A 14,583-nucleotide genomic window follows, 5' to 3' on the forward strand; every position below is an offset into this window, starting at 1 on the left:
CGTAAGGCGATCCTACAAAACTTGTCGTTCTAGATCAATTTTTGAAATAATTTCCTTCCAGGTCACGCAGGAGATCCGCATGCTCAGGCTTCCATCCGAGCATTTCTTGGGTCAACTTACTCGAAGCCTGGATGTTTTGCGAAGCGAAATGAGTCAGCCAACCAAAGTGACCAGGAGCATCTTCAACTGACTTGCTGATCACAGGCAAATCGAGGTGGCGACCGATGACTTCAGCAATCTCACGAATGGACACACCTTCCTCGGCGATTGCATGCAGCTTGGAGCCTGCAGGTGCAGCTTCAACTGCCAGTCGGTAAAGTCGCGCTGCATCCAGACGGTGTACAGCAGCCCAACGGTTTGCACCTTCGCCCACATAAGCTGAGGCACCTGTACGACGAGCGACATTAATCAATGCCGGAACAAAACCGCCGCGGTCACCAGCGCCGTGTACTGAAGGTGGTAGTCTCAATACGGATACACGTACGTTCTTAGAAGCCAAGGATAGAGCCTCTTCTTCAGAAGCAATACGGTGCTTACCCGCAGTGCTGGCATCAGGAGCATCTTCCTCAGTGTTAATTCTACTTGGTGCAAGATGGCCAATTACGGAAGTAACAACCAAAGGGCGGCCAGAACCGGCAAGCACTTCACCGAAAGTCTGAACTGCACGCAGGTCTGTGACTCCAGCACCTGTCATGTTAGAAAAGTCGTGGTTGAAGGCCGTATGAATGACACCATCCGCTGCTTCTGCACCGCTTCTAAGACTTTCGGGATTATCCAAAGAACCACGGTGTACAGTTACCCCGGCTTTAAGAAGAGCACTAGCCGCTTCTTCCGAGCGAGCCAAACCAATGACTTCATGCCCTGCTGTTAACAATTCATTTACAACGGCAGAGCCGATGAAACCAGTCGCTCCAGTTACAAAAATACGCATTATGAGATCCTCCTCTAAATATTAAATCTACTTGAATCGACGAAAAGATGATGACGTAATCGGAATTCGTGGTTTCAAGGATAATTTAATTTTAGAAGATATACTGACCTAAGAATTGCCTGTTCTGGTTCACTTGTTGCCTATTTCAACGGAAGTTGTTGACGTAATCCTGCAATGTCTCTTTTGGGCGGATTTCCAAAAAAGCGGCTGTAATCCCGATTAAATTGCGAGGGACTAGCATAGCCTACTAGATTGCAGGCTGTTGTCGCGTCCATTGCTCCAGATACCATTAACCGTCTCGCTTCATGCAGACGAAGTGCTTTTTGATATTGTAGGGGACTCATTGAAGTAATGGACTTAAAGTGCACACGAAAAGTAGACTCACTCATATGTGCCATTTCCGCCAATTCCGCAACTTTCATGGGATGGGAATAATGATTACGGAGCCAAGCGACCGCCTTCGTAACCAGATTGACTTCCGAACCTGCAAAACCAAGTTCAGCGATCCGAGCTCCAATAGGACTGCGCAGAACACGTAGCAAAATCTCATCCATTACAAGGGGGCCGAGCAATTCGGCATCACTGGTATTGGTTAGACATTCTACAAGCCTTGAGGTAGCGTTAATCATTCCTGCATCGGCATTAAGAACATAACCGGCACTCCATTTCGTTACGGCAGGCACTCCATTTGGATATACTCTGAGCGCTAATTCAGCAATTTTTTGCGGGTCAAGTACCAGCTTCACACTTAAATAAGGCTCCGAGCGGCTAGCGTGAGTAACCTTCAAAGCAATCGGCAGCGCAACAGGGAGCATAAGGATTTGCGATTGAGCGAATTGATAGACCTCTTGCCCCACTGTCACTGTCTTAGCCCCTTGTGCAACAATTAACATGGAGGGCAAGTCGAAAGATTTGACCTCGTCCTTACTTGCTGCAGAATAACGGCCCACAGACAAAGCAGGAATACGTTGTCTAAAGGTCCCATCATACGGAGTATGGTCACTAATCAACTTGGCCAAGCGAAGCGTCTCTACAGCAAGCGATTCCTTGATGCTACCGTTCGCAGGTATAGCCAATGTATGTTCGGATTGGAATGTCATAAGTACAATAGCACCTCCAATGGCTCTATCCTGTATTGTTTCATATGTTTTGACATGTATCCCGGTCCATTAGAAATGGGACTATGTAAACAATAATACAATTTCATAAAAGTTTATATCAGTATAATTTTAAAGTTGCTTCTCATAGAAAAAAACCTTCAAGCGGTAATGCCATGCTGCAATCACAAGGCATCCGCTTGAAGGTTTTTTTTACATTTACCGATTCTCCAGACAATAGGCTACTCCGGTGAAAATTCGTTTTTCGTCTTTCTTAACCCTATGCTTCTAATATAACCAGCAAATGCCGCACTTGCTTGGCACCAAGGTTGATGTGTAACGTGCCTACATCCTGGGTAGCCAATGGATTCAGCTGCTCCTCCAGAACATTGGACTCGTACGCTTCCGCAATCACTCTGCCTGGAAAGCTCAAGCGAGCCTCTGCATTGTCCTCCTTCACATTCCTTACCCGCACAATGATGCCCTTACTTATCTCCGCCGGTTTCACATCGAAAATATGAACATGTTCACCCTCAAAAGTGATGAATTGCCCTGCTTCTTCCTGCTTGCAATCCAGAACAGGCGTGGCATAGATTTGTGATACACCTTGAGTGGAAGCTTCAGTAATGGCTGATGGTTCGAATGCACGATAAGTCGACAGCACATAAGTAAAAGAATTAAAACCAGGCTGGCGCGCTCTAAAGTTCGTTTCCCAGTAGTTATTCATAGGCCAAGCCAACAGTAAGGGATTGCCCGACTTGTCAATTTGCTTGTGCTCTCTGCCGAAATTGAAATCCCCTACTTGCACCAAAGGCGCATCGGGGCAAACCAGTGTTACACCATGGTCGCCGTCGAATAGGGAAACGCTTTTGTCCACGGTCACAAAATCTCTGCATACACCCGGCAGCTGCTGCTCATCCAGCTCCACAAGCTGTCCGGCAGTATCGTAGAAGCATCGCCAGTCTCGCAAATTGAGCGGAATCGCGAAATACGTTCCTTCCGGAGTGGTGATGTCTTGCTTCATATAAGATACTTTGATCTCAATCTCCGGACGGTAGCTGAATAGCGTGAAGCGCTGCTCCAGATTATCCACGCCAGGCGCATCCCACCGCAGCACCAGTGTTGCATCATTTGCTCCCTGCTCAACGAAACAGTCGAGCAAGCGGGAATACGTCTGCCTTGCGGCAGGCCAGTCGTTATTCCAGCAGCTGATGCTATTATTGCCTTTCTCAACATCCCGCGAAAAAATAGTTTGTCTGCTATTTTCAGCAGCGGTCGTGTCAATCGTCTCCTGAACATATTGGAACAACGTCCACGGACTGGACAAATCAAGCGTTTCCCAGCCGTTTTGCTTGTCATACAAGCTCAGAATTCTTCCCCGAACGGGATCGAATTGTATCCGGTGATACGGAGACTCAATATGACCGTCTAGTACTTTGATTTCAAATCCCCGATTCATCGCACTAAACGGATCGTTCCATTGCTCCTTGGAGCCGGGAAAAGCTTCAAGATTTGCAGCCTGCTCCGCCTTCTGCAGCTTATCGAACGGAATTTTACGCCAGCTGAACGGCGGCAGTTCAATCACGCCATAGCTCTCTCCGCCAGTAAGACGATCGTTGTTCATAAGCACTTGCCTCATTCTGTCGGCGCTCAGATGCCGTCCAGGCGCTCGAAAGCTTGAAGGAACCCGCAGGTCATGCTTGATTGGAGCCGATGAATAGTTCACAAGCATAATCCCCTCGGGGTTATCCCCCTGAATCGGATTTGCGGTGAGCTGCTCCAGTTGGCTTCCAAGCAAGTAGCCAGTTAGACTATTGCCTTGGTACGCGTAGTGCGCTTTGTGTGCCCATTGAATATCAACATTCAAATGATCGGGATCGGCGATGGCGTTAAATGCCCCCCAGGTGTGTTCGTCGTATAAATGGATTTGCTCCCAAGCTTGCCGTTTGATCGCCGGATATCTTCCATCGGCCTCCCCTTGGAAGGCTTCCAGCAGCTCGACTGCCTTCATCCCTTGCTTCGTGCGGCGATTCAGCTTCGTTTCCTTGGCTGCACTGCCGGAACCAAAGTTCCAATAGTCTGTCCAATCCCCGGCATATGTAGGAAGCTCCTCCGTATGCTTGCGTACCCTTGCGTACAGCTGCTCCGGCGTCACGAATGAAATTCGCTGTTCGCGCGACTCACTGTTCCATTGTTTGATGAGGTCTGCCAAATCCTGATCCGGCGGGTTGTTATCGTATAGCGGCAGATTGGTTGCGGTTAAATAGACGAAATCGAATGGATAGTCTGGATTATCCTCGATCTTCTTTAAATATTGGGCAAGACCTTCCGCCATAAGCTCCGTGTTTTTATCGTTTACATTACAAATTTGGCTGAACAGAGAATAATGCTCACCGTTGAACGTCAGCAGCTTTCTATGATCAGGCGTCTCCCAGTGGAAAGCGTTCGGCCTTTTGAAGGGAACGGTACCCATATGGATGTTGATTCCCATGATGAAGAACTCTACACCGGCATCAAGCAGCAATTGGCTGTAAGGCCACGGCTGACCATTGACATCATGGTGAATAGCCGTGGTGATATCGATCCCAAATCGGCTGCGCAGCTCCTTGATGGGCTGCAGCATACGAGCCGTTTGCTCCGCACTCACAAGCGGTGTTGTATGCAGGAACGAAGCGGAGATGCTCATTTGCCCATTGTGCAGATAACGGCGGAACTGCTCAACCTGTTTTTCGGTTGCATCTTCCAGCCACCTCAGCACAGGGTAACCGGATTCACAGGTCCAGCGGAATTTATTCTCCTCCGCCCAATTCTCGGTCGCTTCGCATAATTGCAGGGCCTGATCGATATATTTCTTTTGCAGCTCCAGTAGAATAGGCTGCGCATGAGTATAGCCGATATCCAAATGGCTGTGGTGAAGCACAAGTATTTCTTTAATTTTTGACACAGACTTTCCTCCTGACATGCTTAGATTTGCTCTCGTTACTGCGTAACTATATAGATTGAACTTAGAATTCTTACACGGGGTTTGATCATCATTGCGGAAAACGTTTGGACTTTCGGCCGCTGTTGTCCCCAGATTTCTTTGATTAGACCGCTTCTAGCGGTTGAAATCTGGAGACAGCGTATGCTTCCGGTGCGGGCTCCTGTGGAAAGCTTTCAGGCGATCGCTTTCGCTCCTACAGTTCCAAACTTCCCCCTCCATTCCTTCTCGCTATTTGTTGTTTTCTTTTACTCGTCTTATATAGAATTTTTATATCTACATAGAACGAATTCACAAAACAAACATAGCCAAGAAAAAAGAGAGCTTATATAAGAAGGATCAAAGTGTAATTAACGGCATTTTCGTACCTTAAATCCTCTGCAGTTAGGGGTTAGTGGAGATTAAGTGCAATATTGTACCTTAAATCTTCCATAATAGCCCATCGAGCGTGTTTTTTCCAAAACAAGATACAAAAACGCCCTTATTACCCTTATTTACCTATATTAAAGAAAAATAAGGTACAAAAATGCCTTTAGTTGAGGAGATGGCCCTCTTTTTTCACTGTATGGCGACTAGTGAAGGGGAATATACCGCTTCTAGCGGTTGAAATCTGGAGACAACGTATGCTTCCGATGCGAGCTTTCCGGTGGAAAGCTTTCAGGCGATCACTTTCGCTCCTACAGTTCCAAACTTCCCCCTTCGTTCCTCATCGCTTTCGTTACTATCTTTTGTTCATCTTGTATAGTAGTTTTATATCTAATGTCCCAGCAGCCTATAAGACTTGCCGGCTTCTGTATTAAAAGAGATGATGTTCCCAGACAACTGCCACTCAACTTCCCTTTGCTGATCACCAGCGCCATCTTTTTCTATAATAGAGAACTCGCCGTTTGACCATGGATTCAAGATGCTGCAGATCCTGCCCTTCTCACTAGTAAGGTCAATATACGTCACCTTTCCTTCCGACAGCTCGCTAGATACAAGAAATGCTCCAACGGCTCTCAGGTTATGGAAACGGGCAGCCTTCTCCTGCGGCCAAACCGGGAACAGCTTGATCACCTGCTCATGGCTTTGCAGCAGCATTTCGTTGATAGCAGAAGGTACGCCACTACAGCATTCAATGCCCCCTCCGCCGAAGAAAATAAACAGATTCGGAAAGCTATGCTCCGAGCATTGGCGGCGGAGCTCGCGAAGAATAGTCTCAGGATCATAACCGACACGCGCGGCGGCGGTGAATATGGTTGGAAAGCCGTTATAATCCGTCCAGCGGTTCAACACCGTAATCGTATCCTTGGCAATCTGCAGAAGCTGTGGATCTGAATCTAGGCCAATCCCGCCAGCAGGCCATATGTGCTGGATGGCGAGCGTATTGTCCCCCCACCATTCATGTCCTTGCTCCGTTAAGCGGAATATCGTTTTCCCTTCGCGCTCAAACGTCGGATAATCGCTGATATGCTCCAAGATATGAGTCCACTTCTCATGACGATCCCCATCAAGCTGCAATTGCCCAGAAATATCGAGCAGCCCTTTGAATAGCATCCGAATAAGCGCTAATGAAAGAATAGGATTCATATCCTCCAGGCCGCGGTCCCAATCCTCATTGTCATGCGACTCTGTATAGGTTCCGACTTCATGAATGGCATCACGGTAAATCACGTAACGGCCATCCTCGAAGGTCAGGTAATCCTCCCAGAAATTCGCCACCTCAATCATGAACGGGTAAACGAAGCGGGCATATTCCAAATCATACGTATAGTAAAACCGCATCAGCATGTTGACTGTACTTAGCGCCGAATTACTCTTCTGCCCCAAAAACATGTGTCCGTTCTCATAAGGCGTATTACATAGTGCTGTAGGTAACCCTTTCGGGCCAATACCAACATCGTAATAGATCCCTCTACATCCCAAATACTCCTCTGCATACCGGCGACCGTTCACCATATACTCCAGCAGCGGTGTATCATACGGTTCACTCAGCTCAATGTGGTTGGACGAATACACGCCCCACCAAGGAGCCTGGTAATTGTAATTCAAATGATAGTCTCCCGCCCATTCCGGGTTATCTGTCGTGATCCAATTGCCGAATAATCCTGGCGCGAACTTCTTGTTGCGGCTGCAGCAAGCCATAATATAATGGGAGCCGTACCAGAACTTCTCTAGCAGTTCATCCCCGATTTCAATGGCAGACTTTGCCCAGAACCCGCTCCACCAGTCGGTGTGCTCTGAACGCAGCGAAGCAATCCGCTTCTCGTCGATAAGACCCGCTCTGCTAATCGACTCCTGTAAGTAGTTGTACTCATCATGGTTCGTCACCACGGAGGCAACGATATATTGTTTGGTTCCAGGCTGTAGTTCAAAGGAATGACTTCCTGACGAGCTGCACATAGCAATAGCGCCTTCCGTTGGCCATTCGATGCCTTCACCGGTAAATTTACGTACCGCCCACGCAGTATCGCCATCCTGTCCCTGCTCCGTTTCCGAGCCATTTCCGGTCTGCACCCACAGATCCAGCGTAACGGAAACGGCTTGCTTTTCACTGCTCAGCTCCACGATTAACACATTTTCCAGGGATGAAATCCAGGAGGTCATCTTGACCGACGCTGCCGCTCCATGAAATGTCGATACAATAGTTGCTTCATCCAGTCGCTGCTCGCTATAATACGAAGCATTGGCCAGATCGGGTATATGAACATCAATCCCGCCGAGCAAGCACGGGCTACCATTCGAATACATCAGCTGCGCTTTCCAGAAATCATTTTTCGAGATCCATATGCGCTGCTGTTCAGGCTTTCCGCTAATAGTGACACCGAGATCGCCATTGCCAATGACCGGGCTATCGACGACCTTGTCTGTAGGGACAATTTTCGGAGGCTCCGTAAAGATTCCCTTATACTTCTCCACTCTTTGTTTCCATTCCACAGCTTCCATGTAAGGTTCCACCACCAGTTTTTAATGTTCAAAATCATGCCCGCCCCCCTAGAAGGAACATAGCGGGCATGATCGCTAATTATTTATTCGCTGCACGTCTTTCCTCATATCTCTTCAACGCATCGTCATAGATCTTAAGAACTTTATCGAGATCGCCTGTTTTCTTAATCTTAGCCTGGAAATCAGCCCATTTATCAAAGCTTTCTTTGCCATTCACGAATTTGTTCTGCATCTCTGCTACATACGTATTTACCGGCGACATGACTGAGGTGATCTGCTCGCGTTCATCATCTGTAAATTCAAGGCTAGGCTCGAAAATCATTGGAGGTACGTAATCATTAGGGAACGGCATATTTTGGAACGCAGTTTCCCATGGTTCTTCAACCAGTTTGCCATCTACAATACCTGAGTCCTTAGGCGCAAAATCAACGAATGCTCTCGTATCAATGGCCATTTGCAGACCAGGACGGTAGGAGCTGCTTGATCTCGTTCCGTATTTATCGCCTTCAATCCATGGGTTCTCCGCATGTTTAATCGAATCCACAAAGGTTGGTTTGCCGCTGGCATCTTTGGTGTAGCTCGTACCTTCAATCCCCCAAGTAATCAGGTTTATAATTTCCGGTTTATATTGCAAATCCAACAGCTTCACTAAATCCTTCACATTCTTAGCCTTCGGACTGACCACCATCACCGCACCCGAGCTAACTCCGACGGAGCTGAAGTCGTTCACACTTTGCCATGCTTTCCCGTATTTCGGATTATCGGGGAATAGCGAAATGACGAACTTCTCCCCTCCCGTTGATGCGCGATTCCAGTCACCCGGGAAGGTAAACCAGTTGGACAGCAAAATGAAGTTCGTGCCGCTCATTGCTTTTTTCTTAATAGCATCGGTTTTATCCGAGAACACCTCAGGATCTAGCAGCTTATCCGCATACAGCTTATTGGCAAACTGCAGCGCTTCCTTATACGATTCTTCGAACGGTCCGTAAACATAATTTTTTCCGTTCCAATAGATGGATGTGCCTCCATTGTGGTTAGCATAAAAGAGTGGATCGAAAGAACCGCTTTGCGTATTCACCGGGTAGGAGTTCGGATATTTCTCTTTTAACGTTTTTGCGGCTGCATACAGCTCATCGATCGTGCTTGGAATATTGATACCTTCCTTTTGAAAAATATCATATCGATAGGTTACCGGCGAGTATACGCCCATACCTTTATCTTTTGCTTGCCTTGGAAGGTCAATATTCCATAATCCATAGAACTGTCCATCTGAGCGGATCGCCTTGATTTTCCCATCGGTCGCTTGGTCGATTAAGCTCATATAGTTAGGCAGAAGGTCTTTATACTCGCTCAGCTCCAGGAACGTGCCCTCTGTTTCATATTGCTTAAAGAGGTCTTTGCTCATGACCATGAACAAATCTGTCGTATCACCGCTCGCCAGCAGCAGCTTGGATTTCTCCTCGTATTCGCCAATCGGGATGTAATTATATTTAATGTCCAATTTCTTACCCGTTAGCGCTTCCATCTGTTTAATCCATTCCTTGTGCACCATAGAATCTTCTATTTTGGCGCCAAAGGAAGGTAAGGTTACAGAAAAGCTTAGCGTTCCAGCTTGCTCCGCAGTGTCACTGTTTCCCGAATTTGTGGAAGTAGCGTTAGAGCTGCATCCTGCCAAGATGGTTCCTACGCTTAATACACCTGCAAGCAATAAAGAAGATAATTTGAAGCGTTGTCTCATCATTACCCCTCCTGAAAACATAGTCATCTTTTTGTCTTTCATTAACAATTACAGGGTACGTGCTATGCCGCTATGCTCAGGTCTCTTTTCTAATAACCACCACTCCTCTCAGCTGCCTCGGAAAATCAACCTTTAACAGCACCAATCATGACACCTTTCACAAAATATTTTTGGAGGAACGGATAGATCACCATGATGGGGAACATCGCAATAACAACAATCGCCATTTGAATATTTTTCGCATTCACATTCATTTGTGCCAGCATCGCTTGCATGACTTCTGTTCCGGTTCCGGAATCGAAGGAAAGGGAGAATAAATATTTTCTTAGGATCAACTGTAATGGATACTTATTCTCGTCCTGAAGATACACCAGTGCTTCAAACCATCCATTCCAGCTGCCAACAATGCCGAATAGAGCAAATGTCGCCAGAAGCGGCTTGGAGAGCGGCAAATAAATTTTGGTTAAGATTTGAATATCGTTAGCCCCATCAATAACAGCGGATTCGCGCAAATCGGCTGGTATGGATTGATAAAAGGACCTGAACAAAAATACATTAAACGCAGATACACAGCCGGGGATAATCATGATCCAATAGGTATCAAGCAAATGAAGACTCCGTGCGAGCAAATAAGAAGGGATCAAGCCGCCACTAAAGAACATCGTAATGACCAGAAAGATCGAAAGAAATTTTTTGGCCATGAAGTCCGGGAGCGTCAGCGGATACGCCATTAATGAGGTAAAAGTCAGCATGAACAAGGTGGAACCCAGTGCATATATAATGGAATGCGCGTAGCCCGAATACAGAAATGGGTCCTGGAAAATATATTTGTAACCGCCTACATTAAAGCCCTTCGGAAAAATCGTAATATCCCCTCTAAGAATAGGTTCAGAACTGCTTAAAGAAACTGCAATGACGTGCAAGAATGGATATAGCATGACCACACATAGCAGCAGCATCAACAAAATATTGAACACATCAAATATTTTTGAACCAATACTTTCTTTACCTACCATGTCCCGCACCCCCTACCAAATACTTGTGTCTGATACTTTACGGCTTAACATGTTTGCTCCTATGAGCAAGATAAATGCAACCAAGGACTGGAAAAGCCCAATGGCGGTCGTATATTCAAATCTTGACCCCATAATCCCTTCACGGTAAAGATAGGTCCCAATAACATCCGCAACCTCATAGGTGTCCGGGTTATACAGCATAAGGATTTTCTGAAAATCCGTACCCAAAATCCCGCTAAGGGACAAAATAAGCAAAATAATCGTCGTTGGTTTGATATGCGGCCAGTTAATATTTCGCACCTTCTGCCAGCGGTTTGCACCGTCAATACTCGCAACATCATATAGCGTAGGATCAACACTGCTTAATGCCGCCAGGTACAAAATTGTACCAAAACCGATCCCCTGCCATATGTTTGAACTGATAAATATGGTCCTGAACCATTCAGGCTCTGACAGAAACACAATCGGATCGACGCCGAACCAACCTGCAATTTTGTTAAACAACCCTTCTCTCTCGGTAAAGGTCCGAAGAATACCCACAATAATGACCGTGGAAATAAAGTGCGGCAAGTAGGATATGGTCTGTACCGCTTTTTTGAATTTAGGAAACCTTAATTCGTTGAATAGCAAGGCCAGAATGATCGGGGCGGGAAATCCCCATAACAAGGAGTAGATACCTAACAATATGGTGTTCTTAAGTACCCTCATTGCCATAGGATCTTGAAAGAATAAAATGAAGTACTTAAATCCTACCCATTCACTGCCCCACATCCCTCGAACCGCACTATACTTTTTGAAGGCGATCTGTATCCCGTACATTGGAAAGTAACTAAACACCAGTACAACCAAAAATCCAGGCAATACCATTAAAAATAAGTAACGTTGCTTCCAAAATCGTTTGAAAAACTTGTGTGAAGTTACCATCTCTGCTTTCCCCCTTCAAAAACTTGGCACTTAAAGCTTCTCTAGAAAAAGAAATTGTTACCGCTTACAACAAAGAATACAACCATTGAATATCTGTGTCAATATATGATTTATATTTAGATTATAAATGATACAATAAATGATACAGAAGCTATATCAAAACTCTAATTTCACTGATTACTATCCAAGTAAGAAACGAAAAAAAGCGACCTCATTGAAAGTCCGCAACGGAATTCCAACAAAGCCGCTATCAAATTTGTGCCAAATGTTCATTTGGATACAAGCTGACCTTTCAAGATTATAAAAACATTCAGGTGCCTATCGAGCGAACAGTCTCCCCGATATAAATGTTGGATTTGCATACTTGTCCGTAAAACAACTGATCTTCGTTGCCATCAATCATGTTCAGCAATAACCCGGCAGCACATTGTCCCATTTCATAAAAAGGCTGTGTGATTCCAGTTACATTTAATTTGATTCTGCGGTTTAAATTTTCTGCATCATAGGTGACGAGCGATACATCCTCAGGTACGCGAACATTCATACTTTGTAACGAACGGAGGGCCGCCTCGGCAATTTGATCATTTGCAGTAAATACAGCCGTGAACGACATTTCTTTCATTTTTCTCTCTAGAACATCACAATAATGGTCAAATTCATCAGAGAAATCCTCATACTTGGTGGGAATAAACACTTCGAATTCATGCGAATACGGCAGTCCCGAGTCAACAATTGCCTGCTTGAAGCCCATAAGCCGTTCATTGATCGTGCTTATATTACTATTTTTAATAAATAGCATTTGCCTATGTCCTTGTTCGATGAGCAGCTTGGTCAGGTTGTAAGCGCCTGCAATATTATCGCTGGTTACATACGGAATGCTTGTGTTGTAGACCACCCGATCCAAGCTTATGTATTTGATCCCGTGATCCTGAAGTAAGGAGAAGATCCGATTATTAATCTCTTCATGTCCTTCACTCATAAAGGGACTTAGGATCACCCCTTCTACCTTTCTTTCGACTGCCCCTCGTACGAGGGATTCCAGCTTTTCAAGATTCCGGTCATCACTTGAACTTAGCAGCTGGTAGCCCCGTAGAAACAAGGCATCTTCCACTCCCCGCAGTGCAGTCGCCCAGATCGGATTATCGATGCCGAACACAAAAGCAGCCACCAGACGCGTACCACCTTGCAAAATCTCCTTCTCTTTATTCATGAAGGTTCCTCTGCGGCTATCCCGGATAAGCCACCCTTCCTCCGTGAGCTCCTTGATCGCCTTTTCAATCGTATTCACACTAGACTCATAATATTGGGCGAACTCGCGGCTGGATGGTAGCCTGTAGCCCTCAGTCCACTCTCCGCTTATCAGCCTTTGCTTAATATCCTCTTTGATAACCGAGTACTTAGCCACAGCTTCATTCTCCTCATGTAATCTTATCATTCACTGTACCCTTCGCCCCAATCTGTGTCAAGTTTCTTGATACAAGAAAACAAAATCCACAACCTCGTCTGAAGTTGTGGATGGATAAGAAAGCGATGAATATGACGCTCTGCATGTCAATGCGATCAACCCATTAAATCTACTAATTGCGTTCCCTCCGGTTTCTGCCATTGACCGTTCTTACCTATACCCTCGTTCTCCAGCACACGCCCATCTTGTACAACAACCTTACCACGCACGATCGTTCCGACAATGCTACTTGGGAAAGTATGCCCCATGTACAGACTTTGCTTATGTTTGGCGTAGTAATTGTCTTCAGTTACGGTAAATGGTGTATCTAGGTCGATAATCGCCAGATCGGCGTCCATGCCTACGGCAATCTTGCCTTTGCGATCCGCAAGGTCAAAGCGCTCGGCAGGAGCGGAAGCGGTCATACGGGCGATCTGTTCCAGCGGAATATGGTTCGTCTGAGACAATTCCAGTGCAGCCAGCAGCGTAAACTGCCCGCCGCTAATGCCGCCCCACGCCTGAAACAAATTGAAATCCTTAGGGTCTTTCATGTCATATGGACATGGCGAGTGGTCCGAGGTCAGCATGTCGAACTTGCCTGCAGCGACCAGTTCAATCAGCTTCTTCTGCTCAGAGGCTTCACGCAGTGGGGGCGCACATTTGGCAATGCTGCCCCGTTCGCGAAGAGCGTCATGATTAAATAGCAGATAGTGCGCACACGTCTCTACGGTTACGTTCATTCCGCGGCTTTTTGCATCCTCTATCTTGCCCACCGCTGCCTCAGAACTGATATGCACAAAGTGCAGTGCGCAACCGGTGATCTCTGCATAATACAGCGCCCGCTCAACCGCTTCGACTTCAGCAAGGATCGGTCGTGTCGCCAGATAATCATCGGCACTTACACAGCCTGCCTGTTCCTTCTCCGCCTTGAGCCAATTCGTGATCGCCGCACTCTCCGCATGCAACGCCAGCACTTTGCCCAGCTTGGCGATCTGCTTCATTCCACTGAGCAGCGTCATCTCATCTACGGCTTCGAACTCTTTGTTACCTGTCGTAGACAGAAATGCCTTAAATCCGATAACACCAGACTTCGCAAGCGGCGCAAGATCGTCTTCATTCCCTGGCACAAGTCCGCCCCACAAACCGAAGTCCACGACTGACTTCTTATTGCCAAGCCTTGCTTTATCCAGCAGCGCTTCACAGTTAACCGTCGAAGGAATTCCGTTCAGTGGCATATCGAAGAAGGTTGTACATCCTCCTGCCGCCATCATCGATGATCCAGTAGAGAACCCCTCCCAATGCTCACGCCCCGGCTCACTGAAATGAACATGAACATCAATCATCCCCGGCATAACGACCTGACCCGCTGCATTCCACTCCTGACGGGCTGAGGCAGCCAGCTCCGATGTAATTACTTTGATCTTGCCATCCTTGATGCCGATGTCAACCTGCTCTACACCTGTCGGGAGTACAACTACTCCATTACGGACGATTAGATCCATCTGTTCCATCGTGATTCGCTCCTTTG

9 protein-coding genes are annotated in these 14,583 nt (G+C 46.6%); all 9 read right to left on the bottom strand.

The window, feature by feature from the left end; translation table 11 throughout:
- Window positions 1-34: 34 nt before the first annotated feature.
- A complete protein-coding gene (locus HPT30_RS06995; RefSeq protein ID WP_175370707.1) occupies window positions 35-931 on the bottom strand; it encodes an SDR family oxidoreductase in 897 nt (298 codons plus the stop codon).
- Between the two features lie 140 nt (window positions 932-1,071).
- Window positions 1,072-2,031 (bottom strand): AraC family transcriptional regulator, encoded by a 960-nt coding sequence (locus HPT30_RS07000; RefSeq protein ID WP_175370708.1) that lies wholly within the window; start codon window positions 2,029-2,031, stop codon window positions 1,072-1,074.
- Window positions 2,032-2,308: 277 nt separating this feature from the next.
- Window positions 2,309-4,972, bottom strand: coding sequence for a glycoside hydrolase family 38 N-terminal domain-containing protein (locus HPT30_RS07005; protein ID WP_175370709.1), 2,664 nt, complete (start codon window positions 4,970-4,972; stop codon window positions 2,309-2,311).
- A gap of 792 nt (window positions 4,973-5,764) precedes the next feature.
- Complete coding sequence (locus tag HPT30_RS07010; protein ID WP_175370710.1) at window positions 5,765-7,933, bottom strand: glycosyl hydrolase family 95 catalytic domain-containing protein; 2,169 nt, start codon at window positions 7,931-7,933, stop codon at window positions 5,765-5,767.
- Between the two features lie 79 nt (window positions 7,934-8,012).
- Window positions 8,013-9,674, bottom strand: a complete 1,662-nt coding sequence (locus HPT30_RS07015) for an extracellular solute-binding protein (protein WP_246316969.1) — start codon at window positions 9,672-9,674, stop codon at window positions 8,013-8,015.
- Window positions 9,675-9,796: 122 nt separating this feature from the next.
- On the bottom strand, window positions 9,797-10,687 hold the full coding sequence (locus HPT30_RS07020) for a carbohydrate ABC transporter permease (protein WP_175370711.1): 891 nt from the start codon (window positions 10,685-10,687) through the stop codon (window positions 9,797-9,799).
- 12 nt (window positions 10,688-10,699) lie between these two features.
- Entirely contained in the window at window positions 10,700-11,611 is a 912-nt protein-coding gene (locus HPT30_RS07025) for an ABC transporter permease (RefSeq protein WP_066365077.1), read from the bottom strand.
- A gap of 310 nt (window positions 11,612-11,921) precedes the next feature.
- Window positions 11,922-13,016, bottom strand: coding sequence for a GntR family transcriptional regulator (locus HPT30_RS07030; protein WP_175370712.1), 1,095 nt, complete (start codon window positions 13,014-13,016; stop codon window positions 11,922-11,924).
- Between the two features lie 155 nt (window positions 13,017-13,171).
- Window positions 13,172-14,566 (bottom strand): allantoinase, encoded by a 1,395-nt coding sequence (locus tag HPT30_RS07035; RefSeq protein WP_175370713.1) that lies wholly within the window; start codon window positions 14,564-14,566, stop codon window positions 13,172-13,174.
- Window positions 14,567-14,583: the final 17 nt, after the last annotated feature.

This window comes from Paenibacillus agri, from assembly GCF_013359945.1.
GTDB classification, from domain to species: domain Bacteria; phylum Bacillota; class Bacilli; order Paenibacillales; family Paenibacillaceae; genus Paenibacillus_AQ; species Paenibacillus_AQ agri.

Coding starts and splice junctions, on each gene's coding strand:
- HPT30_RS07000 (WP_175370708.1), bottom strand. CDS start 2,031: ATGACATTCCAATCCGAACATACATTGGCTATACCTGCGAACGGTAGC.
- HPT30_RS07025 (WP_066365077.1), bottom strand. CDS start 11,611: ATGGTAACTTCACACAAGTTTTTCAAACGATTTTGGAAGCAACGTTAC.
- HPT30_RS07035 (WP_175370713.1), bottom strand. CDS start 14,566: ATGGAACAGATGGATCTAATCGTCCGTAATGGAGTAGTTGTACTCCCG.
- HPT30_RS06995 (WP_175370707.1), bottom strand. CDS start 931: ATGCGTATTTTTGTAACTGGAGCGACTGGTTTCATCGGCTCTGCCGTT.
- HPT30_RS07020 (WP_175370711.1), bottom strand. CDS start 10,687: ATGGTAGGTAAAGAAAGTATTGGTTCAAAAATATTTGATGTGTTCAAT.
- HPT30_RS07010 (WP_175370710.1), bottom strand. CDS start 7,933: ATGGAAGCTGTGGAATGGAAACAAAGAGTGGAGAAGTATAAGGGAATC.
- HPT30_RS07015 (WP_246316969.1), bottom strand. CDS start 9,674: ATGATGAGACAACGCTTCAAATTATCTTCTTTATTGCTTGCAGGTGTA.